At 47.4% G+C, this 24612-nt stretch carries 23 protein-coding genes and 2 tRNA genes; all 25 read left to right on the top strand.

The features are described 5' to 3' along the window. Positions 1-263 precede the first annotated feature (263 nt). The 25 genes from NSB28_RS12075 (at position 264) to NSB28_RS11955 (ending at position 24608) form a co-directional block, all read left to right on the top strand. Positions 264-1088 carry an undecaprenyl-diphosphate phosphatase gene (locus NSB28_RS12075; RefSeq protein WP_109626751.1) on the top strand — a complete coding sequence of 275 codons (825 nt, stop codon included), beginning with the start codon at positions 264-266 and terminating at the stop codon, positions 1086-1088. Between the two features lie 14 nt (positions 1089-1102). After that, complete coding sequence (locus tag NSB28_RS12070; RefSeq protein ID WP_257497692.1) at positions 1103-2461, top strand: CCA tRNA nucleotidyltransferase; 1359 nt, start codon at positions 1103-1105, stop codon at positions 2459-2461. 93 nt (positions 2462-2554) lie between these two features. After that, the gene (locus tag NSB28_RS12065; RefSeq protein WP_187374241.1) at positions 2555-3538 is read left to right on the top strand and encodes a CotS family spore coat protein; all 984 of its coding nucleotides are present in this window, start codon (positions 2555-2557) and stop codon (positions 3536-3538) included. A gap of 68 nt (positions 3539-3606) precedes the next feature. Continuing rightward, entirely contained in the window at positions 3607-5340 is a 1734-nt protein-coding gene (locus tag NSB28_RS12060) for a phospho-sugar mutase (protein ID WP_109626745.1), read from the top strand. A 1-nt stretch (position 5341) separates the two neighbouring features. After that, on the top strand, positions 5342-5821 hold the full coding sequence (locus NSB28_RS12055; RefSeq protein WP_109626743.1) for a MazG nucleotide pyrophosphohydrolase domain-containing protein: 480 nt from the start codon (positions 5342-5344) through the stop codon (positions 5819-5821). A 167-nt stretch (positions 5822-5988) separates the two neighbouring features. After that, complete coding sequence (locus NSB28_RS12050; protein WP_109626741.1) at positions 5989-6264, top strand: HU family DNA-binding protein; 276 nt, start codon at positions 5989-5991, stop codon at positions 6262-6264. A gap of 137 nt (positions 6265-6401) precedes the next feature. Then, positions 6402-6641 (top strand): RNA-binding S4 domain-containing protein, encoded by a 240-nt coding sequence (locus NSB28_RS12045; protein ID WP_109626739.1) that lies wholly within the window; start codon positions 6402-6404, stop codon positions 6639-6641. Between the two features lie 98 nt (positions 6642-6739). Beyond that, positions 6740-7024: a sporulation protein YabP gene (yabP, locus tag NSB28_RS12040; RefSeq protein WP_109626732.1), complete on the top strand. Its 285-nt coding sequence runs from the start codon at positions 6740-6742 to the stop codon at positions 7022-7024. 3 nt (positions 7025-7027) lie between these two features. After that, complete coding sequence (gene yabQ, locus NSB28_RS12035) at positions 7028-7474, top strand: spore cortex biosynthesis protein YabQ (RefSeq protein WP_109626730.1); 447 nt, start codon at positions 7028-7030, stop codon at positions 7472-7474. Positions 7475-7506: 32 nt separating this feature from the next. Then, positions 7507-7809, top strand: coding sequence for an FtsB family cell division protein (locus NSB28_RS12030; protein WP_243134818.1), 303 nt, complete (start codon positions 7507-7509; stop codon positions 7807-7809). Positions 7810-7853: 44 nt separating this feature from the next. Further along, positions 7854-7927: transfer RNA gene (locus tag NSB28_RS12025), tRNA-Met, on the top strand. 223 nt (positions 7928-8150) lie between these two features. Continuing rightward, positions 8151-9638, top strand: coding sequence for a SpoIIE family protein phosphatase (locus NSB28_RS12020; protein ID WP_109626727.1), 1488 nt, complete (start codon positions 8151-8153; stop codon positions 9636-9638). 14 nt (positions 9639-9652) lie between these two features. Then, positions 9653-11095 (top strand): tRNA lysidine(34) synthetase TilS, encoded by a 1443-nt coding sequence (gene tilS / locus NSB28_RS12015; protein ID WP_257497691.1) that lies wholly within the window; start codon positions 9653-9655, stop codon positions 11093-11095. A gap of 3 nt (positions 11096-11098) precedes the next feature. After that, the gene (hpt, locus tag NSB28_RS12010; protein WP_109626723.1) at positions 11099-11620 is read left to right on the top strand and encodes a hypoxanthine phosphoribosyltransferase; all 522 of its coding nucleotides are present in this window, start codon (positions 11099-11101) and stop codon (positions 11618-11620) included. Positions 11621-11672: 52 nt separating this feature from the next. After that, positions 11673-13466 carry an ATP-dependent zinc metalloprotease FtsH gene (gene ftsH / locus NSB28_RS12005; protein ID WP_257517593.1) on the top strand — a complete coding sequence of 598 codons (1794 nt, stop codon included), beginning with the start codon at positions 11673-11675 and terminating at the stop codon, positions 13464-13466. Between the two features lie 324 nt (positions 13467-13790). Further along, a complete protein-coding gene (locus NSB28_RS12000) occupies positions 13791-15842 on the top strand; it encodes a glycoside hydrolase family 13 protein (RefSeq protein WP_257497722.1) in 2052 nt (683 codons plus the stop codon). Between the two features lie 74 nt (positions 15843-15916). Further along, positions 15917-15998: transfer RNA gene (locus tag NSB28_RS11995), tRNA-Tyr, on the top strand. 72 nt (positions 15999-16070) lie between these two features. Further along, the gene (locus NSB28_RS11990) at positions 16071-16544 is read left to right on the top strand and encodes an acyl-CoA thioesterase (protein WP_109626719.1); all 474 of its coding nucleotides are present in this window, start codon (positions 16071-16073) and stop codon (positions 16542-16544) included. Positions 16545-16600: 56 nt separating this feature from the next. After that, positions 16601-17215: a Maf family protein gene (locus tag NSB28_RS11985; RefSeq protein ID WP_109626717.1), complete on the top strand. Its 615-nt coding sequence runs from the start codon at positions 16601-16603 to the stop codon at positions 17213-17215. A gap of 97 nt (positions 17216-17312) precedes the next feature. After that, positions 17313-17486, top strand: coding sequence for a hypothetical protein (locus NSB28_RS11980; RefSeq protein WP_257497690.1), 174 nt, complete (start codon positions 17313-17315; stop codon positions 17484-17486). A 121-nt stretch (positions 17487-17607) separates the two neighbouring features. Then, positions 17608-18267: a response regulator transcription factor gene (locus NSB28_RS11975; RefSeq protein WP_109626715.1), complete on the top strand. Its 660-nt coding sequence runs from the start codon at positions 17608-17610 to the stop codon at positions 18265-18267. Between the two features lies 1 nt (position 18268). Continuing rightward, positions 18269-19687, top strand: coding sequence for a HAMP domain-containing sensor histidine kinase (locus tag NSB28_RS11970; RefSeq protein ID WP_109626713.1), 1419 nt, complete (start codon positions 18269-18271; stop codon positions 19685-19687). 168 nt (positions 19688-19855) lie between these two features. Continuing rightward, complete coding sequence (locus tag NSB28_RS11965) at positions 19856-21391, top strand: DUF6034 family protein (protein WP_109626711.1); 1536 nt, start codon at positions 19856-19858, stop codon at positions 21389-21391. A 39-nt stretch (positions 21392-21430) separates the two neighbouring features. Beyond that, on the top strand, positions 21431-23104 hold the full coding sequence (locus tag NSB28_RS11960) for a DUF6034 family protein (protein ID WP_109626709.1): 1674 nt from the start codon (positions 21431-21433) through the stop codon (positions 23102-23104). 25 nt (positions 23105-23129) lie between these two features. Then, positions 23130-24608, top strand: coding sequence for a DUF6034 family protein (locus NSB28_RS11955; RefSeq protein ID WP_109626707.1), 1479 nt, complete (start codon positions 23130-23132; stop codon positions 24606-24608). Positions 24609-24612: the final 4 nt, after the last annotated feature.

The raw sequence follows: 24612 nt of genomic DNA, 5'->3' as shown, positions 1-24612 counted from the left end.
AGGTGTTAAATATAATCTCTAATAACTAGTGAATTACTTTACATCCAATACATCCTTGATACATTTCTGATTATAGCTTTTAGCAGATAAAATGTCAAGACTTTTTAAAAAAAATTCAGTATTTTTTCCTTGTGTAATACGGCAGGATATATTAACATAGAGTATACCCATCCGGATGCCCTGTCATGCCTGTAAAAGAACAGGAAAACAGTGCCGTGCAGGCGGGGGAAGGGGAAATATGAGACAGAGATAGGAGTAGAAGAATGGATTTTTTAGAGATGCTAAAGGCAGTCCTTTTTGGGATTGTGGAAGGAATTACGGAGTGGCTGCCCATCAGCAGTACAGGACACATGATCCTGCTGGATGAATTCATAAAAATGGATGTCCCAAAGGAATTCCTGGATATGTTTCTGGTAGTGATACAGCTGGGAGCGATCATGGCTGTTGTTGTACTGTTCTGGAACCAGCTGTGGCCGTTTAGCACAAAGGAAAAGTACTTTATCAAAAAGGATACCTTCACCATGTGGTTCAAGATCTTGGCGGCATGTATACCGGCCGCAGTGGTAGGTCTGGCTTTTGATGACAAGATCAATGAACTTTTCTATAATTACCAGTCCGTGGCGGCGGCGCTTATAGTTTTTGGCGTGCTGTTTATCATTATAGAAAACAGGAACAAGGGTGTGTCCCCCAGGATCAATTCAATTGCTGAGATCACATGGAAGACTGCTGTGCTGATTGGCCTGTTTCAGCTGATAGCCGCTGTTTTCCCGGGTACATCCAGATCCGGGGCTACGATCCTTGGAGGGATACTGATCGGGATGTCCAGGACGACAGCCGCGGAATTTACATTTTTCCTTGCAGTGCCTGTAATGGCCGGAGCCAGTCTTTTAAAGCTGGTGAAATTCGGCTTTGCATTTTCAGGAAGTGAGCTGATATTGCTTATTGTGGGAATGGCTGTGGCATTTGTGGTTTCAATCCTTGTTATTAAATTTTTGATGAACTATATACGCAGGCACGATTTCAAAGTCTTTGGATGGTACAGGATCGTACTCGGGGCTGTCGTGCTGGCTTATTTTATCCTTGCATAAAAGGAGGAGATAGTGTGGAGGTCGGACTAAAGATTGATCTGCCGGAGCATGTGCAGGCAATCATCGGGAAACTGGAGGAGGCAGGCTATGAAGCCTATGCCGTGGGAGGCTGTGTGCGCGACAGTCTTATCGGCCGTATACCGGGGGACTGGGATATCACCACCTCGGCAAAGCCCGGTGAGGTCAAGGCTCTGTTTGCGAGGACGGTGGATACTGGTATCCAGCATGGCACAGTGACAGTCCTTATGGATAAGATGGGGTATGAAGTCACTACTTACCGGGTAGACGGAGAGTATGAGGACGGGCGCCATCCCAGGGAAGTGGAATTTACTGCCAGCCTTTTAGAAGATCTGAAAAGAAGAGATTTTACCATCAATGCCATGGCCTATAATGACAGGTGCGGGATCGTAGATATATTTGGCGGCAGGCAGGACTTAAAGGATAAGATAATAAGGTGCGTGGGAGACGCCATGGAGCGGTTCAGTGAAGATGCGCTGCGAATTCTGCGCGCCGTGCGCTTTTCGGCCCAGCTGGGCTGCACTATCGCGGAATCTACAAGGCAGGCAGTCTCTTCCCTTGCCGGAAACCTGAAGCATATCAGCGCAGAGAGGATACAGGCGGAGCTTGTAAAACTTCTGCTCTCTGATAATCCCCAGTATCTGAAGGATGCCTGGGAGCTGGGGATAACAGCAGTTATACTCCCGGAATTTGACGCCATTATGAAACAGGAACAGAATACCCCCCATCACTGTTTTAATGTGGGGGGCCATACCTTAAAGGCCATGGAGCTTGTAAAGCCTGACAAGGTGCTGCGCCTGACCATGCTTTTCCATGACATGGGAAAGCCCCTCGTACATTCTTCAGATGAAGAGGGGAGAGACAGGTTCTATGGCCATCCCGACGTAAGTGAGGAGATAGCAGGAAGGGTTATGAGAAGGCTCAGGTTTGACAATGATACCATAGGCAAGGTATGCAGGCTTGTCAAGTACCATGACACTCATCCTGTCCTCAAACCGGCAAATGTAAGAAGGCTTGTCCATAAGGTGGGAAATGAGCTGTTTTTATCCCTGCTGCTTGTCCAGGAAGCGGATATCAGGGCCCAGAGCACATATAAGAGAGAGGAAAAACTGGAAGCCCTCTTAAAACTGAAGGAAATTTATCAGGACATATTAAGAGACAGTGACTGCCTTTCCTTAAAGGACCTGAAGATCACCGGAAAAGACCTGATCGGGGATGGAATGGCCCCGGGCAGAGAACTGGGACAAGTCTTGCAGGGCCTGCTGGATGACGTACTAAGTGAGCCGGAGCACAATACAAAAGAATATCTTCTGGATGCAGCCAGAAAGCTGCGCCGCCAGTATAATACCCCGTAAGCCAGGCTGCGGGGTATTAACATGTCCGGGAGCTTCATATTTCATCTGCCCTGTGCATAAGATAGAGGGAGTAGTCGAGTGGGGGGAATGGAGTTGAATGATAAGGGATTAAAATTATTGGAACAGTATGACCTGCAGGTGCAAGGTACGAGAAGGGGAAGAGGCTCCTATATCTGCGAAACAGATAAGGGGCTGAAACTATTCACAGACTTCGCAGGCTCTTCAAACAGGCTGGCTTTTGTGAACCGTGTTTTGTACCATCTGCGGGAAGAGGGATTTACTAAGGTAGATGTAGTAATGCCGAATAAAGAGGGCGAGCTTTACTGCAAAGACTGGGAGGAAAACCGCTATGTGGTAAAGGACTGGTATGCCGGCAGAGAGTGCGATACAAAAAATGAAGGGGAGATCCTGGAGGCCGTGCGCAATCTGGCCAGGCTCCATCAGGTAATGAGGATGGCGCCGGGACCGGAGGATGCAGGAAAATATGAGGCAGTCTCCCTGGAAGAGGATTTTGTAAGGAAGAACAGGGAATTAAAGAAGGTGCGCACATTTATACGCGGCAGGCATCAGAAGAATCCTTTTGAGACAGGGTATCTGAATTATTTCACCATGTTTTTCGAACAGGCTCTGTCAGCTACAGAACAGCTGGGCAGCCAGAATCAGGAGGAGCTCCAGAAAAGGAGCATAGAGGACGGCCTGCTCTGCCATGGGGATTATAACCAGCATCAGGTACTGTTCTGCCGGGACGGGATAGCTACCACAAACTTTATCAAGTGCCGTTATGACGTCCAGGTCAGTGATCTCTATCAGTTCTTGAGAAAGATACTGGAGAAGCAGAACTGGTCCATGGAGCTGGGGCGCTCCATATTAAATGCATATGAGCAGGTGAGGCCTTTAAGCGCATCCGAGTGGGAGAACCTGCGCCTGCGCCTGTCATATCCGGAAAAATTCTGGAAGCTGGCAAACCACTATTATGGCAGGAACAAGGCCTGGATTCCGGGAAAAAATGTCGAAAAACTGGAAGTTTTGGTACATCAGCAGGAAAGGCGCAATCTATTTCTAAAAATGCTGGAGTAAGTATTCCTTTTTGCGAAAATTTATTATATAATACAACTAATATAAAAATTACACAGGGAGGTAATTCGATGGACTACAAGAAAATTTATGATGAGTGGCTTTCTAACCCATACTTTGATGAGGCTACTAAAGCAGAGCTGAAGTCAATCGCAGATGATGAGAATGAGATAAAGGAACGCTTTTATACGGAACTTGAATTCGGTACAGCAGGACTCCGCGGCATTATCGGAGCGGGGACAAACAGGATGAATGTCTATACAGTCCGCAAAGCCACACAGGGACTTGCCAATTACATAGCTGCCGTGAATGCACAGAGCAGAGGAGTTGCCATCGCTTATGACTCCAGGAGGATGTCTCCGGAATTTGCAGACGAAGCTGCACTCTGCCTGGCTGCCAACGGCATAAAGGCTTATGTATTTGAATCCCTGAGGCCCACCCCGGAGCTGTCATATGCAGTCCGCAGATTAGGCTGTATAGCGGGCATCAATATCACGGCCAGCCACAATCCGCCTGAGTATAATGGATACAAGGTATACTGGGAGGACGGTGCGCAGATCACGCCTCCTCATGACACAGGGATCATGGCAGAGGTTAAGAATGTGACAGATTTTGACACAGTGAAGACTATGGATAAGAAAGAGGCGGAGGCTGCCGGACTTTATGAAGTCATAGGACAGGCAATAGACGATGCATATATTGAAGAGCTGAAGAGCCAGGTCATTAACTGGGATGCTATCAAAGAAGTGCAGAAGGATATGAAGATCGTGTATTCACCTCTCCATGGCACAGGAAATATACCTGCCAGACGTGTACTTAAAGAGATCGGTTTCGAGAATGTATATGTTGTAAAAGAGCAGGAGCTTCCTGACGGGGAATTCCCCACAGTCAGCTATCCGAACCCAGAGGCTGCGGAAGCATTTGAACTGGGCCTGAAGCTGGCCAGGGAAGTGGATGCAGACCTTGTGCTTGCCACAGACCCTGATGCAGACAGGCTTGGAGTCTATGTAAAGGACACAAAGAGCGGGGAGTACATCACTCTCACAGGCAATATGTCAGGCTGCCTCCTGGCGGATTATGAGCTGGGACAGAAGAAGGCGCACGGCGGACTTCCTGAGGACGGTGCGCTCATCACCACCATCGTTTCCAGCAATATGGCTTCTGCGATCGCCAGATACTACGGTGTAAAATGTATTGAGGTCCTGACAGGATTTAAGTTCATCGGACAGCAGATCCTGAATTTCGAGACATCAGGAAAGGGCACATACCTCTTTGGATTTGAGGAGAGCTACGGCTGCCTGATAGGTACGCATGCCAGGGATAAGGATGCCATCGTGGCGACCATGGCCCTCTGTGAAGCGGCAGCTTATTATAAGACACAGGGTAAGACGCTCTGGGATGTCATGATCGATATGTATGAAAAATATGGATATTACAAAGACAGCATACAGTCTATCACCCTTAAAGGCATCGAGGGGCTTCAGAAGATCCAGGAGATCCTGGAGACTCTGAGGAATAATGCCCCGGAGAGCATCGGGGACTACAAGGTGCTTAAAGCAAGAGATTACAAGAAAGATACTATCAGGGACATGGCAACGGGCGAAGTGACAAGCACCGGGCTGCCGGGTTCCAATGTGCTCTATTATGATCTGGAGGATGACGCGTGGGTATGCGTGCGCCCGTCAGGCACAGAGCCGAAGGTTAAATTCTATTATGGAATAAAAGGAACTTCTCTGGAGGATGCTGACGCTAAGTCAGCGGCCATGGGAGAGAAAATCCTGGAAATGATCAACGGGATGCTCTAAGATGGACAAGAAATACAATTTTGAAGAACTCCGGTCCGTAATAGCCGCGCTCCGCGGCGAGAACGGCTGTCCGTGGGATAAGAAACAGACCCATGAGAGCCTTAAGCCGTGCATGATAAATGAGATGGTGGAGGCAGTGGCGGGGATCAATATCTATAAAGAGACCGGCGATGGGACAAACCTCTGTGAGGAACTGGGAGATGTGCTGCTTCAGGTCCTGCTTCAGAGCCAGATAGCGGAAGAGGAAGGGCTTTTTAATGTGGAAGACGTCATAAGCGGGCTGTGTGAAAAAATGATACGCCGCCACCCGCATGTGTTCGCCGGACAGGCCCCGGGAAGTGATTCTGCACTGCTGGCCAGGTGGGATGAGATCAAGAAAAAAGAGAAGTCCGGCAGGAGCAAAGAGCATGAAAAAACCTTGAAAGATGCCGAAAAAGCGGCTAAAATAGAGGTCTTCCAGTATCTGGAAAGTGATTTATGAATTTTATCTTAATAGTCAATAAAATTCCTTGACAAATGATAGGTAAAAGCTTATAAATAAACGTAGAGAACGCGGCACCATTGGATTTAAGCAGGTGTGGTTCCTATAAAAACAGAATTTTGTTTCATATAACGAACAAAGAGAGAAATCAGAGGAGGAATTATTCCATGAACAAAACAGAATTAGTGGCAGCTATTGCCGAGAAGACAGAGTTATCTAAAAAGGATGCAGAAAAGGCTCTCAAAGCTTTTGAGGAAGTAGTTGCTGAAGAATTAAAGAAAGGTGAAAAAATCCAGTTAGTTGGATTTGGCACTTTTGAAGTATCTGAAAGAGCTGCAAGGGAAGGAAGAAATCCTCAGACAGGTGAAACTATGACTATCGCTGCTTCCAAGGCTCCGAAGTTCAAAGCCGGAAAAGCTCTGAAAGATTCTATCAACGAATAATTTTGATTCGCAGGAATAAGACTTTAGCGGGGGGTGCTGCATATACAGCATCCCCTGACTTGTTTTCAGGAAAAAACAGTTGGAAAAGTGTGGATAGCGACTGAAAAACACACTTTTGCCTATGGGAGGGAAAAGACATGAGACTGGACAAATTTTTGAAAGTATCAAGACTGATCAAGCGCCGCACTGTGGCAAATGAGGCATGTGACGGCGGACGTGTGCTGGTTAATGACAAGGTGGCAAAAGCCAGCGCTTCGGTAAAGGAAGGGGATGTCATTGAGATCCAGTTCGGCAACAAGTCCGTCAGGGTAGAGGTGCTGGATGTACAGGAGACAGTGAAAAAGGAAGAAGCAAAGGAATTGTTCCGATATTTGTAAAAACGGGTTGTATATCCGGGCTTTTGCAGGAAATGATTTATCATAAAGAGAGCCATCCCATAATATATTAAAGAGAGAACAATCTTGGGGATGTCCTAATGGAAGAAAAACAAACGCAGGGAGCACATAAAGTGACCATTACCGGAAGAAGAAATGGCACGATCAGCGGGGTGGCTGATGTGCTCTCTTTTGATGTCAATGAAGTCGTGCTGGAAACAGAGCAGGGCATGCTGATGGTAAAGGGTACGGAGCTGCATGTCAGCCGTCTGAATCTCGAAAAGGGAGAGGTGGACCTGGACGGGAATATCGACAGCCTCACTTATTCGGATGGAAGGGGCGGGCGGCGCCAGGGTGAATCCCTTATCGGCCGTCTGTTTAAATAGCATATGAGCGAGGTCATACATGGAGAAATCCTGCTATTTCTGATATCTGCTTCCACCGGGGTCCTTATTTTATTTGTATATGATCTTCTGCGCGTGCTGCGCAGGGTGTTTCCAAGAGGAGCCGTACTGGTGGGCATTGAGGACCTGCTTTACTGGTGTGCGGCCGGCATTTTGATCTTTTACATGATTTTTACGAAGAACAGCGGAAGCTTAAGAGGATTCAGCCTGGCTGCAGTTTTGCTGGGTATGCTGCTGTACAATCAGAGTATCAGTAAATACCTGGTGAAAGGGCTGTCAACCGCATTAACCGCCATTTTTCGACTTTTTAAGCGGGTTTTTCACGTGATTTTCCTTCCGTTTTCATTTTTATTCAAAAAAACCCGGGAAATTTTGCCGAAAACATTGAAAAATTGGACAAAACGGTTTAAAATGGCCTTACGTAGACATTAATAGGGGATAATGTTAATTAAGGAAGGGTAATAATGGCTAGAAAGAAAAAACGGAGAAAAAGAGGCAACAAGAAGGGGATGCTCTGTATTTCTGCGATCGTGGCGGTGCTGCTTGTATCTTTGTCGGTACAGAGCAACTCCCTGAAGGAAAAAAATGCGGATTATGCAGCGCAGGAGGAATCACTGAGACAGCAGATCGAGGATGAGAAACAAAGATCCGATGACATTGCAGCTATGAAAGACTACATGAAAACGGATGAGTATGCTGAAGAAGTGGCAAAGGACAAGCTGGGACTGGTATATAAAGATGAAATATTATTCAAATCGGAAGATTAGACCTTGACAAAAGGCGAAAAGCCTATTATAATGTAGAACTGTGTGGCGGAATAGCTCAGTTGGCTAGAGCACACGGTTCATACCCGTGGTGTCGAGAGTTCAAATCTCCCTTCCGCTATGTCAGACAGAAAGGATGTTGCAGTGTGCAGCATCCTTTTTAGTTATTCCCCCGGGCAGTGGGCCGGGTGGATATTCATACAGCAGGTCTTTGACTGTTTCGCTGAAACAAGCGCAGTTTTTGTCAAAAACTTTTTCATTTTAGGGCGCTGGTTTGACAGACATTTCCATCCGGGCAGGCTATAATAAGCAATTAGCAAAACTGTCAGGGAGGTAGGAAATTGATGGGGGAATTTATCATCGCTGTTTTGATCGTCAGCGTTCTTTGGATAGCATGGGACGTGCTGAAGCTGGTATTGGGGGAGAGTGCCAGGGAGGATGCGGCAGCTGCGGTGGCTAAGGAGCCGGGAAGGGAGCAGATGCTGAAATACTCGCAGTCCTTTTTTAAATTGTCTGAGACTTTCAGAAGGATGCCTGAAAAAAAGGAGTGTCTTTCGCAGCAGGATATTGAGGACATGTTCAGGATGGTGAAAGGGAAGGTATGCCAGAATTGCCCGCAGTGCGCATTGTGCTGGCAGGAAAACTACTATAAGACGTACAGGCGTATCTACAGCCTGTTAAACAGTATCGAGGAAGAAGGGGAAGAGTTAAATACAGGGAGACAGGAAGCCTTCGGTGAATTCTGTGTGACCCCCCGGGAATTTTTAAATGAGCTGGACATGGCCTTCAGACAGGCTAAGATCAACCTCACCTGGAGCAACAGGCTTTTGGAAAACAGGGCGGCAGTGGGGGAACAGCTCTATGAGACAGGACTGACGCTGCAGCATGTGGCTGATACGATCTATGATGTGGAGCAGCTGGAAAGATCAGTGCTTCAGGAGCTGCGTTTGAAATTAAAGTTCAGGGGCGTCTTTGTAAAAGAGGTATGGATATCAGAAAATGACCCGGAGCGCCCGGAGATATTTATGAATGCCAGGACGAAAAAGGGAAGATGCGTCCCCACAAAGGAGGTCGCAGAGGTTTTGTCTGAAGCCTGCGGCAGGCCTATCGTTCCTGGAAAAGACAGCAGGATGATCGTCAATAAGGAGTATGCTACCCTGATGTTTGTGACAGAGCCTGAGTATTGTCTGTTAAACGGCGTAGCCAGGGTCACAAAGGATGGGGAGCTTGTCTCGGGGGATAATTTCGCATTCCTGTCTAAAGAAAACGGACAGGCTGTGATGAGCCTGGCGGACGGCATGGGCTCAGGATTTGGGGCATGTCAGGAGAGCGAACTTGTGATTGAGCTGCTGGAACAGTTTCTGGATGCAGGATTCTGCAAGGAGACGGCTGTGAAGATGATCCACTCAGCCATGATGATGCAGAACAGCGGACAGATATTTTCAACAGTGGACCTTTGTACAGTGGATCTTTACAGCGGGGAGTGTGAACTTCTGAAGGTAGGGGCCTCCACAACCTTTGTAAAAAGACAGGACTGGGTGGAGTCAGTGACTTCTACAAGCCTTCCCCTGGGAATGCTCCAGAATATTGATTACGAGTGCACAAAGAAAAAGCTGAATTCCGGGGATTTTATAATCATGATATCAGACGGTGTCCTGGATGCCCTGCCGGGCAGGAATTCCCAGGATATGATGAAAGAGCTGATACTGCAGATAAAGACAAGCAATGCCAGGGATATGGCGAGGAAGCTGCTGGAGCAGGTACTGTCGTACCAGCAGAGCAGGGCCTCTGATGATATGACGATCCTGGTAGGCGGGCTTTGGAAAAAATAACAGGAGCGAGAGCAGTGGAGAACAGTTTCGAGAAAAAGGTGGTCCATCTCATAGATGAGTACCGCATGATAGAAGAACAGGATTGTGTGATAGTAGGCGTATCAGGAGGCGCGGACTCTGTATGCCTGCTTTTTGTACTGTACAGGCTGAGCAGGGTGAGAAAGTTTGGCCTTATGGCAGCCCATGTGGAGCATGGGATCAGGGGGAAGGAGAGCCTGGAGGATGCAGCGTTTGTGGAAGAGCTCTGCAGGAAGCTTGACGTACCCCTGAGGATACGCCATGCAGATGTCCGGGGGATGGCCCGGCAGGAAAAGATATCCACAGAGGAGGCCGGAAGGCGCATCAGATATGGATTTTTCCGGGAGATAGCAGGGGAATGTGCTTCCGGGATACATGGGAGGGTACACATTGCCGTAGCCCACAATGCGGATGACCAGGCTGAGACGATCCTGTGGAACATGGTGAGGGGCAGCGGCATAAAGGGCCTCTGCGGCATGCGTCCTGTGAGGGATGGGATCATAAGGCCCCTGCTGGAATGTACCAGGGCGGAGATAGAGGCTTACCTGAGAGGACAGGGCGCTGTCTGGCGGACAGACGCCACTAACCTGGAGACAGACTATACCCGCAACAGGCTGCGCTTAAAGGTTCTGCCTGTGCTTGAGAAGGAGTGTAACCACCAGGCGGCCAGGCACATAGTCATGGCGGGGGGCAAACTGGCAAAGGCGCAGGATTACCTGGAACGCCAGGCAGATAAGGCGCTGAAGGCCTGCATGGCTTCTGAGAGGGCGGGCAAGGTCAGCCTGGATGCAGCCCTGTTCTGCAGTGAAGAAGAGATCCTCCAGGAATATATGCTCAGGGCAGCTATTGAGCGGACAGGCGCAGGCCTTAAGAATGTCACTTCAGGCCATATCGATGATATCAGGAAGCTGGCCGCCTCCTGCGGAAGGAAGAGCCTGTCCCTGCCCGGGAACTTGACGGCACAGCTGCAGGGAGGGAGACTCAGCCTGATCAATGCTGAATTGAGCCCGGATATGGCCGCAGACGGGGAAGACAGCCTTATTTTTGTGAATATAGAGAAAAAATATGATATTTTAATCCCTTCCTGCATAAAAATTGGGAATATAGCAGTAAAATTTTCTCTAGAGCCCTGGAAAAAACAATTAATTCCGGAAAATAAGTATACGAAATGGTTCGACTATGATACAATAAGGAATAAACTTCAAGTGCGGAACCGCCTGCCCGGTGACTGTCTTTCTGTCACAAAGGACGGCGGGCACAAAAAGCTGAAGGATTATTTCATAGATGAAAAAGTGCCTCATGAAAAGAGGGGGCAGGTTTTGCTTCTGGCAGAAGGCTCCCAAATCCTCTGGGCTGTTGGATACCGTATCAGTGAAGCATATAAAATATCAGAAAGAACAAAAACAGTTTTAAAAGTACAAGTGATGGAGGAGTTTTAAGAGATGGAAGATAAGATTCGCGTGCTGTTATCAGAAGAAGAAGTGGATAAAAAGATCGAGGAGATCGGGAAACAGATCAGCAGGGATTATGAAGGACGGTCTGTACATCTGATCTGCGTGTTAAAGGGCGGCATTTTCTTTACATGTGAACTGGCAAAGAGGATCACAGTCCCTGTAACTCTGGATTTCATGTCTGTCAGCAGCTATGGCGCAGGAACAAAGTCAAGCGGTGTGGTCAAGATCGTGAAGGATCTGGATGAACCTCTGGAGGGAAAGGATGTCCTGATCGTGGAGGATATCATTGACTCAGGTCGTACACTTGCCTACCTTATAGAGATACTTAAGAAGAGAGGGCCTAAAAGCCTCTCCCTGTGCACGCTTCTGGATAAGCCGGAACGCCGTGTCACTGACGTAAAGGTAGATTATGCAGGTTTCAATATACCAGACGAATTCGTGGTAGGCTATGGCCTGGACTATGCGCAGAAATACAGAAATCTCCCATACATTGGAGTAGTGGAAGTCTAGAAAGGAGATTCTTACATTGAATAAGAATTCAAGGGGTCCGGGCTTTTATATAATGATTGCCCTGGCGGTTGTATTGTGTTTTATGATTTTCAGACAGGGTTTTGTGACCCAGGAGACATACAGCTATCAGCAGTTTGAGACAGCTGTCTCAGAGGGAAATGTGGCTTCTGTGGATATACACCAGAATGCAGAAGTGCCCACAGGCCAGCTGATCATCCATATGAAAGACGGATCGGCGAAAAAGATATATGTCCCCGATGTAAGTGAAGCACAGCTGAAGCTTCAGGGTGACAATATTCCGTATTTTGTTTACGATGTGCAGAGACAGAGCCTGTTTCTCACAACAATTCTGCCAATACTGATCATGGGAGGCATTGTGGCTTTCCTGTTTATGTTTATGAACAGGCAGTCAGGCGGCGGAAATAATAAAATGATGAATTTCGGAAAAAGCCATGCCAAGATGATGAGCCCTGACGCAAAGAGGGTGACATTTAAAAATGTGGCTGGTCTGGAAGAAGAAAAGGATGATTTAAAGGAAATCGTAGATTTCTTAAAAGAGCCGAAAAAATATCTGCAGGTGGGCGCCAGAATCCCAAAAGGTGTGCTGCTTGTAGGCCCTCCGGGAACAGGCAAGACACTTCTTGCCAGAGCGGTGGCTGGGGAGGCGGGAGTGCCCTTCTTCTCTATCTCAGGTTCTGATTTTGTAGAGATGTTTGTAGGTGTCGGCGCGTCCAGAGTCCGTGACCTCTTTGAGGAAGCCAAGAAGAATGCTCCCTGTATTGTCTTTATCGATGAGATCGATGCCGTTGCAAGGCGCAGGGGAACAGGAATGGGCGGCGGACATGATGAGAGGGAGCAGACGCTGAACCAGCTCCTTGTGGAGATGGACGGTTTTGGTTTCAATGAAGGAATCATAGTCATGGCAGCCACCAACCGTGTGGATATATTGGATCCTGCCATCCTCCGTCCCGGCCGTTTCGACAGGAAAGTGGGCGTAGGGAAGCCGGATGTGAGAGGGCGTGAAGAGATCCTTCAGGTTCATGCAAAGGGGAAACCCCTGGGCGATGATGTGGATCTGAAAGAGGTGGCTCAGACTACAGCAGGATTTACAGGGGCTGATCTGGAAAACCTTATGAATGAGGCAGCTATCTATGCGGCAAAGGAAGAGCGCAGCTATATAGTCCAGCAGGATATCAGGCAGTCCTTCGTAAAGGTCGGTATCGGTGCCGAAAAGAAGAGCCGCATCATATCTGACAAAGAAAAGCAGATCACGGCATACCATGAGTCAGGCCATGCGATCCTGTTCCAGGTGCTCCCAGATGTGGGGCCTGTCCATACGATCTCTATCATTCCTACAGGGATGGGCGCGGCAGGATATACTATGCCTCTGCCGGAGAAGGATGAAATGTTCAACACCAGGAACCAGATGCTCCAGAATATCGTGGTGTCCTTCGGAGGGCGTGTGGCTGAAGAGCTGCAGTTCGGCGATGTGACCACAGGGGCGTCACAGGATATCAAGCAGGCCACTGAGCTGGCAAGAGCCATGGTGCCCCAGTATGGTATGTCTGAGAAGGTTGGTATGATACGCTATGACAACGATGAGGATGAAGTCTTTATCGGCAAGGACCTGGCTCACGCAAGGAGCTATGGTGAGCAGACGGCCAGCCTGATAGACAGTGAGATCAAGCGTATTATTGATGAGTGCCACGATAAGGCGAGAGCCATCATCAAGGAACATGAGAGTGTGCTCCACCGCTGTGCCGCACTTTTGATAGAAAAGGAAAAGATAGGAAGAGAAGAGTTTGAAGCTCTTTTTGTGGAATGTGAACAAAAAGTGATTGAGTAATTTGTGAAGTTTGTGCACACTTATTGGGGACATGATGCTATAATAATCATCGTAAAACCCCCCCCAATACATTATATAGTTTTTGCTACACCCCATAAGAAGAAATACCTTCTCCAAAAAAGGCAGCTGTTCGTAGGCTGCCTTTTTTCCGTCTAAAAACTGTTTTGAGGCGTGAACGGTGTTAAAATTGGGTTGTAGGTTAGAATTATATGGTATAGAATAGTAATATGTTATGCGGTGCCTGCAAAAGGGCAAGTAAAGGAGAATTTTATGGATCCCAATAAATTAGAACAACTGCTTAAAGAGCAAAAGTATGTAATGCAGATGAGGCCTGTTTTTAAGCCTAATGCGTTGTTCAGCGATGAGACCTCAAATTATGTGACGCCAATGGAGCCTGAGCCCGGGGATGTGGTGACGATCCGGTTCCGTACAGCCAAGGATAATGTGGACGCTGTTTTTTTTATAAGCGGAGCAGACAGGCTGCTGATGGAATATGACAATACAGAAGGTAATTTTGATTATTATAAAATAGATGTGCAGCTGGACGATAAAACGCTTCATTATTATTTTGAAGTAAAGATCGGAAAGGCGAGATGCTTCTATAATAAAAGGGGAGTATCCCATGACCTGAAGGAATACTACTCATTCTCCATTGCACCGGGCTTTAAAACGCCCCAGTGGGCTAAGGGTGCAGTCATGTACCAGATATTTGTGGACCGTTTCTGCAACGGGGATCATGGAAATGATGTGGAGAACGGAGAGTACAGCTATATAAATGATACTGTCACCAGGGTAGAGGACTGGAATAAATATCCTGAGCTGATGGGAGTAAGAGAATTCTACGGCGGAGATATCCAGGGTGTCATGGATAAACTGGACTACCTGAAGGACCTTGGGATTGAGGCGATCTATTTTAATCCTATCTTTGTGTCGCCTTCGAACCATAAATATGATATACAGGACTATGATTATGTGGATCCCCATTATGGCAGGATCGTCCGTGACGAGGGGGAGCTGCTTAACTATGGTGACAAAGATAATACCCATGCCACCAGATATATCAGAAGGGTGACTGACAGGGAAAATCTGGAGGCAAGCAACCAGCTCTTTATTGAGTTTGTGGAGGAGGCACATAAGAGGGGCATGAAGGTGATCCTGGACGGTGTCTTTAACCACTGCGGCTCTTTTAATAAGTGGATGGACAGGGAGAGGATATATGAGAACCAGCCCGGCTATGAAAAAGGCGCCTATGTGGACAGCAGCAGCCCTTACAGGAGTTTCTTTAAGTTCAACAATGAGCATGACTGGCCTTATAATCCTTTCTATGACGGCTGGTGGGGACATGACACCCTGCCGAAACTGGCATACGAGAATTCCCCCATGCTGTGTGACTATATCCTGGACGTGGCAAAAAAGTGGGTTTCTCCCCCCTATAATGCAGATGGCTGGAGACTTGACGTGGCTGCTGACCTGGGTTTCTCAGAGGAATACAACCACCGTTTCTGGAAAGCCTTCAGGAGCGTTGTAAAGGAGGCCAACCCTGATGCGCTGATACTGGCAGAGCACTATGGGGATGCAGGCCCGTGGCTGAAGGGTGATGAGTGGGACACTGTCATGAACTACGATGCTTTTATGGAGCCGCTCACCTGGTTTTTCACAGGCATGGAGAAACACAGTGATGAGTACAGGGAGGATATGCTGGGCAATGAAGAGAGTTTCATAGGCGCTATGAGCCATCACATGTGCAATTTCCTGGGGCCTTCACTCCAGACAGCCATGAACGAGCTGTCTAACCATGACCACTCCAGATTTCTCACCAGGACGAACCACAAGGTGGGGCGGGTGGCACACCTTGGATATGAAGCGGCCAGCCAGGACGTGGACCCTGCCGTGATGCGTGAGGCTGTAGTCATGCAGATGACATGGCCGGGTGCGCCTACCATCTATTATGGTGATGAAGCAGGAGTCTGCGGATTTACTGACCCGGACAACAGGAGGACATACCCCTGGGGGAAAGAGAACAGAGAGCTTCTGGATTTTCACAGGGAGATGATCAGGATACACAAAGAGCACAGGGTCTTTGCACACGGTTCAATCAAACTGCTCTCATCCAGGCACAGCTGCCTGAGCTATGGGCGGTTTGACAGGGAGGAGCAGATCATATGTATCTTTAACAACAGCCAGGAGGAGCAGCAGTTTAAGGTTCCTGTATGGGAGGCACAGGTGCCGGGCGGGGCGCAGCTTACCAGGCTGATACAGACGGACGCTGATGGCTTTACCACAGAAAATGCATCCTTCCCCACAGAGAGGGGAGATTTCATTATTTCACTTCCTCCCAGGTCTGCTGCTGTCTACCTGTCAAAAAGCATAGCTTAAGGTCTTGCAATTTCTGACAGGATATGATATAAATATATCTTGTCAGCAGGATTATTTAGTACTGCTGTTTAAATGGATGGATTCCCGAGTGGCCAAAGGGGACAGACTGTAAATCTGCTGCAAATTGCTTCGGTGGTTCGAATCCACCTCCATCCATTGCCGGTAAGGGGGTGCTGCATTTCGCAGCACCCCCTTAGACGTACCGTCAGAAAATAAGGAGAAATGACCATGAGAGAAATGAAATATGTCGCTGATTCTCAGACGGAAAATTCATATCTGCTCATGCCTGCCCACATTAATGGATATGGAAGGCTGTTTGGGGGCAAGCTTATGCAGTGGATCGATGAGATGGCAGGGATCGTCTCAAAACGCCATGCAGGGATGGAGACAACCACAGCGGCAGTTGATAACCTGCAGTTTAAGTCAGCGGCCAAAATAAATGATATGCTTGTCCTGCGGGGAAAAATCACATACGTGGGCCGCAGCTCAATGGAAGTCAGGGTGGATACTTACGTGGAAGGCCTGGATGGCAGGCGTCATGTGATAAACAGGGCATATCTGGTGATGGTGGCAATAGATGAAGAAGGTGTGCCGGTGGAAGTGCCCGGACTCATCCTGGAGAATGAGAATGAAAGGGCTGAGTGGGAAGGCGGCAGAAAACGCAGTGAACTCAGGAAGCTGCGCAGAAATGAAGGCTATTAAAATTTTATGGTTCCGCAAAGAGGGCAAAGCCGGCGGATACAGGAGGCATGTATAAGATGGATGAGACACTTGATTGGGAGATAAAAAATACGAATGAGAGAGATGTAGTCCTGGCGTCAGCTTCGCCCAGAAGAAAGGAGCTGCTGCGTCAGGCTGGTATTACTTTCCGTATTATAATCAGCAACGTAAAGGAGACCATAACTAAGACAAACCCTGATGAGGTGGTGGAAGAGCTGTCATTCCAGAAGGCTCAGGCCGTGGCCGGCAGGATAGAAAAAGGCATACTTGTCATCGGCGCTGATACTGTAGTTGCCTTGGACGAAAAGATTCTCGGCAAACCGGAGAATGAGGCTGATGCGGCCAGAATGCTGAAATCACTCCAGGGCAGATGCCACCATGTATATACCGGGGTCACCTTTTATATCAGGAAAGGCACAAGAGAGGCATATCACACATTTTCAGAATGTACTGAGGTGGAGATGTATCCAATGTCTGATAAAGAGATAAGAGAGTATATTGCAACTGGAGAGCCTATGGACAAAGCGGGGGCCTATGGGATACAGGGCCGGGCCGGTGTATTTGTAAAAAGGATATGCGGGGACTATAATAATGTAGTTGGCCTGCCCATAGCCAGGCTTTATCAGGAGATGAAAAAATTCAAAAAGCTGTAGAAAAATTACCAGAAATTTTACATGAAAAAGCCGTTCATTTTTACATTTTACGGATATCCTAATAGAAAAGGCAGATTGCCTTAAGGAGGTTCGGAAAATGAAAAGAACGGCTTTATTTTGTGCAGTTTTATGTTTGATAGCTGGGGCAGGCGCCGGAGCTGCCTCCTGCGGCCGGACATCAGAAAAATATGAAGAGCCTGTGACAGAGGTTCAGGCTGAGGTTGACATGCGGATGGAGTACGCCAGCTGGGAGGCATGGCACTTAAAGTAATAAAATCCCATTGTGCCCTGCAGGAAAGGGAAGTATAATGTATTAAGGTATCATAATTTACATTTTGATGCTTTTTTTCGCATTTTACTGTGCTAGAATCACTGCAAGGAGGGAGTATGCTGTGCAAAACAGAATTTTAGTAGTGGAAGATGACTACTCCATATCGGAGCTGATCTGCATGAACCTGACTGTGGCAGGTTATGAGGCAGTGCCTGTCTATGAAGGGGACGGTGTAGAGAAGATATTGGAGGAGAGTAGGGCCTTTGATCTGGCTTTGCTGGATGTGATGCTTCCGGGGAAAGATGGATTTGAATTAATGGATGTCATGAAGATACATAATGTACCTGTCATCTACCTGACTGCCAAGTCAGATGTGGGCTCCAAGATCAAGGGATTAAAATCTGGGGCTGAGGATTATATTGTAAAGCCATTTGAAGTGCTGGAACTATTAGTAAGGGTAGAGAAGGTGCTGGAGAGGACAGGCAAGCAGAGAGATATTATTTCTGTGGGAGAAGTGGAGATCAATCTGTCTGAACACCAGGTGCTTAAAAACGGTGTGCAGGTCAGCCTGAAACCTTTGGAGTACGACCTTTTAGTGCTTCTGGCAAAAAATAAGAATGTGGCATTTACCAGAGACCAGCTGCTTAACCAGGTATGGGGCAGTGATTATCTGGGGGAAACCAGGACCATAGATGTTCATATAGGGCAGATCCGGAAGAAGCTGGATCTCTCAGATGTGATTAAGACAATACCTAAAATAGGATACCGTCTGGAGGATTAAGATGAAATTATCAACGAAGATTTCCCTGGTGACTGTGGTGACATTGCTGCTGGCGACTGGGATCTTCGGTGCTATTGTTATATACAGGACGGCGGTCTACAGCCTGGAGCAGACTATAGAAAATTATGAGCAGCAGGTCCGCGCTACCTCATATGCGCTGGGTCAGGAGATGTCTGACAATGAACTGCTCACTTACAGTGAGGCTACCAGAAAATCATTTATTAATTATCTTTTAAAGAAATATGGAAGCAATAAATATATTATGATAAAGGAAGGCCAGATAGTCTGTAATCTGACGGATTTTGAACTGGTGGAAAAGGATTCAGGCCGCTGGACGTCAGATGATGTGACTCATGTCATACAGAACCTGGAAGGCGCCAGGATCCTTATCATGGGAAGAAATATTAAAGTGGAGCCGTCCGGTGATTATCAGCTGCTGATGGTAAGCGATATTTCTTCCATGTACGAGGATATAGCGAAGCAGGCGCTTCTGTTTATAGGAATATATCTGGCAGTTGCCCTGACGGCAGCCATGGCTGTCTCTGTTATGGTGCGCAGGACTCTGAGGCCTTTGAAACGCCTCCAAAGGGCTGCAGCAGGCATAAGCCGCGGTGAGCTGGACCGAAGGGTGAGAGTGGAATCAAGGGATGAGCTGGGTATGGTCGGCACCGCGTTCAACCAGATGGCAGAACAGGTAGAGAACCAGGTCAGAGAGCTGGAGGATGTCTCTGAGAGGCGTAAACAGCTTCTGGGAAGCCTGACGCATGAACTGAAGACCCCCATGACCTCCATCATAGGATATTCTGACACACTTCTGCACGTGAAGATCAGTGAGGATCAGCAGAAGAAGGCCCTGGTCCATATTAATTCAGAATGCAAGCGTCTGGAACGTCTTTCGGGAAAACTGATGAACCTGATCGGCATGTATGATAATGAGACTGTGGCAATGGAATATTATCCTGTGCAAAAGCTTTTTAAAAGGGTAGAAGTCCTGGAGGGCTACCACTTAAAGGAAAAGGGAATGTATCTGGTGATGTCCTGCTCCATGGGAGAGCTCCTGATGGATGTGGATCTGATGGAAAGCCTGATGGTTAACCTGATCGACAACGCCATGAAAGCCTGCAAAGAGGGTGATACGATAGATGTCATTGCAGTGGGGAATCAGATCGTGGTGAGAGACTGCGGGAAGGGGATCCCCGCGGATGAGATCCCTAAGATCACGGAAGCCTTCTATATGGTAGATAAATCCAGAAGCAAGAAAGCCGGAGGAATCGGACTTGGTCTGGCGTTATGTAAGCAGATAGCATATCTCCACAATGCCCGGCTGCAGATCGAGAGCACTGAGGGCGTGGGAACAAGCATCCATGTTATTTTTGATGATAACAGCAGGGGATATGAAGAACAGGACCAGTACAAATAAGTGAAGAAATGCCGCAGCGGCCTGCCTGGCCGGGTGCGGCATTTTCAAATTGTTTACATTTCTATGTATACTTTAACGTTGATTCTCAGTTATAGTAAATTAAGAATGAAAAGTTGGCAGGTCTGTGCCTATCTGCACAGACAGCAGAAAGAAAATGGAGGTATATACATGAAATATAGATTGGGAGCTGTTCTGTTGTCAGCAGCAATTGTCACAAGTCTTGCAGGATGCCAGGAGACGCCTGATGAGGAGATCGTGCGGCAGAAAACAGATATTGAGCAGGCAGAGACTGTAGCGCAGGATGAATTCGAAAATGTTAAAAAGCAGGTGGCTGCTCCTGATGAATATAAAGCATCTCTTGAAGATCCCACAGGATCCCTCAAGGTAACAGTGGATGCCCCTGTGACAGTGCCGGATGTTCAGGGGATAAAGCTTATGACTGTCAAAGCCAGAACTTATACACAGGCTGACATGGATGCTGTCTACAAAACGGTGATGAAAGAAACTGAATTGTGGACCAGGAATTATGGCAGCGGCCTGTCAGGAATGACAAAATCAGAGATAGAAGAACAGATTGTCAGTTTTAAGTCAATCAAGGAACGGATTGCCAGCGGTGATGAAACGATTAAGCAGCTGTATGAAGGAATGGACCTGGATGCTTCTATAGAAGAATGTGAGGCAGCATATGCGGATGCCCCTGAGACTCCCCAGACTGAGATCGTGGAGCCGAAGATACAGTATGATGAGAAGGCGGCAGAAAAGTATGCGGATAAATTTGTAATCAATCCGGAACCTGTTGATATTACAGATGAAGACGGACAGGAGGCAGGTGAGGAGACAAAAGAAGAGGTGAATCCCAATTATTTTTACGCAAATTTTAATATGGGCGGGAGGACTTATTCTGTAGGAGTGAGTAATAACCTGAGTGATGAATATAAATGGACATACTTCGATATATGCTGTAATGATGGTACATATCAGCGTCCCTTCAGCAATGCAGAGCTGCAGAATGCCAAACCAATGGAAAAATCGTTGGATGAGTTAAAGCAGGAGGCAGATACCCTTATGCAGGAACTTGGGTTTACTGATATGGCGTTTTCAGCGGGGGACATAGTTTTATATGAAAATTACAGCGGAGTAGCAGGTTTAGACGGAAGAGACGGTGACGGGACTCCTAAGAAGCAGGGATACATGATGTACTATACCAGAATGGTGGACGGCATTCCTGTTATCTACACACCAGATGAGGGAACCTACTCAGAGATGAGCGCTGACAATCAGTTTTCGCCTGTCTGGGCTTATGAAAAGATCAGCCTGATATATGATGATGACGGCCTTGCCGCTTTCTGGTGGGGGAATCCATACGAAATTAGCGAGTCCTCCAATGAGAATGTATATCTGATGCCTTTTTCAGAAATACAGAAAATATTTGAAAATATGATCATTAATAAATATACAAGCGATGATAAAGAAAAATCAAGGACTGATATGCGTATCACGGATGTCCGGCTCAGTTATATGAGAGTCAGAGAAAAAGACAATCTGGATGAAGGAAAACTGATACCTGTATGGGATTTCTTTGGGAGCAGGGATATCTATCAGGATGGAGGGACTGAGCCTTACACTGAGGATCAGGCGAATATGAGCTTTCTCACTGTCAATGCCATGGATGGGACCATTATAGAGAGAAACAGGGGATATTAAAAAGAAAGGTCCGGATATTTTACCGCAGGAGATGTTATTATGGGAAAATTATTGTTATTAAAAAAAGGATCTGCATTGGCGGCGGCAGCCGCTGTTGTGCTGGCAGGAACGGCGGGCTGCGGCGAGACTACAAATACGGAAATTGTAAGGTATAAGACCCAGGATTCAGAAGCCAGGATGGTGGAAGCAGGTGAATTTGAAAATATCAGATCCCAGGTGGCTGCCCCGGAGAGATACAGGACAAACCTGCATGACCAGAACAATATGATGTATGTCAATGTGGATGCAAGTATCCAGATCCCGGACGCTGAGGGCGTCAGGATCAAGAGGGTGGAAGCAAGGCCGTTTGAGCAGGCAGATTATGACGCTGTCCATAAGGCGGTCATGCATAACGCCGGGACATGGACAGGAGGATACTATCCGGAAACCGGAGAGCCTCCCATGACAAGAGAAGAGGCTGTGATAAAAGCACAGGAACTGGAGAAGATTTCCGATAAGCTGCTCAGCGGTGATGCAGATATGCTGTCAAAGTACTCGATTGACAGTGTGACAGAACAGCTCAAATATTTATATGGTCTGTTGGATTCAGGTCCGGAAGTATTTGAGACAGAGCCGGTTGATATAACTATCACATACAGTGAAGATGCAGCCAAAAGGCAGTGGTATATGTATGCATATGGTGTTTCAAGTGAGGAGGAAAGGAAAGCGCTGAGCTCTGAAATAACAGGAACTGTGGGCCGGGACGATGCACAGCTGCCTGAAGAGGAAGAAAAAAATAGCGTGAATAATAGTTCAGTGAACAGCAGTGCTGCGGAAGAGGAAGTTGTGGGGAAAGGGGAGGAGCAGGAAGCTGAAACAGAAACTTATAATGATCAAAGTGCAAATTTTGAAATGGACGGTATGCAGTATGCTATCAATATAGGAAATTCCCTCTCAGAATATAATAAATATATTAACATGCGCGTACAAAGAGACGGTGCTGATTATGTCGGTTTGTGGATGATGAGCGATGATGATCAGATAAATGTCGAACAGACCTTATCTTTAGAGGAAGCTGAGAAAATGGCAGATGAAACTGTCAGGGCCATGGGTCTTGATGATATGGAACTGGCATATACGGACGCGGGATACTCACAAAGATATTCTGAGTCTGACTTTACAACCGGCACCAGAATAGAGAATCAAGGTTACGAAAGTGCATATGTATTTGTATACACAAGGACGATTGATAATTTTCCTACAGGCTATACATTTTCACATGGCAATACAGTGGAGATCCAGGGTACTATCCCATATACGCTGTACTGGCCTTACGAAATGATCACCATGGCTTATGATAAGGACGGCCTTCTGAGTTTTGAATGGACGGGACCATATAAGGTCAGTGAATTGTCGGAGGAATATGTATTTCTTCTGCCCTTCTCTGAAATACAGAATATATTTGAAAGTATCATTTTGAAAAAGAATGCAGATTATGCAGAGCAGGGAATTGTGACAGAAATGAATGTGGACAAGGTCACGCTGAGCTATATGAGGATATGGGAAGACAGTGCCCGGGGCGATGCCACATTGATCCCTGTATGGAATTTTTTTGGAACATATCATATAGTGGGGGATTCCTATGAACAGCCAAATCTTATCACACCGGGAACCAGCCTGCTGACCATAAATGCCATGGACGGCACTATTGTGGACGTTGACAGGGGATATTAGCAGGAAGCAGAGAGGGGAGAAACAGATGAAAAAAATTTGGGGGATAAAACAGAGGCTGCGGCAGATATCCTCTGCATCACTTATCATCTGTCTTGTGACAGCCGTTTTTGCCGGATGCCAGGAGACACCTGAGGTGGAGATCGTAAAGCAGAAGAAATCCGCCGGGGAGGCAGAGACTTTGCCGGAAGACTCAAATTTGACCATAGCGGAGCAGGTGCAGGCGCCTGATACATATACAGCATCTTTTAAGGACGGCACAGGCCAGATCCAGGTCAGGGCGGATGCCAGGGTCGTGGTGCCCGACGCGGAGGGGTTCAGGCTTAAAAAAGTAGAGACAAGGGATTTTACACAGGAGGATCTGGACAAGGTCAGAGAAGTTCTGACGGGAAATGCTCAGCTGTGGAACAAGGTATATAAGGAAAATGACCCTGCCAGAGGCTATACTAAATCCGAGATTGAAGAAATGATAGTAGAACTTGAAAAAGCAGAGGCCGGCGGAGGGGCATATAAGAGCTTCGGCACAGAGGACATGCCCTATGAGGAGTCGTTGGACGAATTGCGGGCCATGTATGAAGCTGCCCCGGAGACATGTGAGACTGAACTGTTGGACGGAAAGCTGGCGACCGCCGCTGAGGCCGGGGGAGGAGGCGCGCAGGCCGGAGGAATTTCCGCCACAGCTACAGTAGATGGCAAAGACTACGGGATATTTCTGGACAATCACAGGACAGAGGACTGGAAATGGATACAGCTGCAGGTGATCAGAATGGATTTGTCCAGCAACTATATGCCTGTGTACGGGGAAAGCTTAATTGATGAGCTGAAGATGGGACTGAAGATATCTGTGGAAGATATTGAAAAGCAGAGTGATGAGATCGTGACAAAGCTTGGTTTTACAGAAATGCAGCGGGCCGGGGGAGAGTATTTCACAGTGGGTGTTGAGATACAGCCAGGCGAGGCTGCGCCTGTAGGAGAGGTAGGCTATGGCGTTCATTATACAAGGGTTACAGAGGGGATTCCTGTCACTTACACAAGCGCTGACGGCGGCACATCAGAACACGACGAGGGACAGGCCGATTACTCACCTGCATGGCCCTATGAGGGTTTGTATCTCATATATGATGACGGGGGGCTTGCCAGTTTCTATTGGGGTGATCCCTATAAACTCGAAGATATATCGGAGGAATATGTATTTCTTCTGCCCTTTTCAGAAATAGAAAAAATTTTCGAGGAAATGATGACTGCAAAATATGCATTCCTGCCGGAAGGAGACAGTCATACGGAATTTGAGATCAAAGAGGTCAGGCTGGGTTATATGAGAATCAAAGAGAAAAATAACAGTGACGTGGGGACCCTTGTTCCTGTCTGGGATTTTTTTGGCAGCAGGGTGATGATAAGGCAGACAGAGGCAGGAGAGATCAGGGATGTGGCAGACGGGCCTTATAACAGCTGGTTTACAATTAATGCCATGGACGGGACAGTGATCGACCGCGACTTTGGATATTAAGGGA

It is taken from the genome of Murimonas intestini (assembly GCF_024622195.1).
Taxonomy (GTDB): Bacteria; Bacillota; Clostridia; order Lachnospirales; family Lachnospiraceae; genus Murimonas; species Murimonas intestini.
The sequence above is the reverse complement of the archived record's forward strand: the minus strand, read 5'-3'. Positions and strand labels throughout refer to the sequence as shown.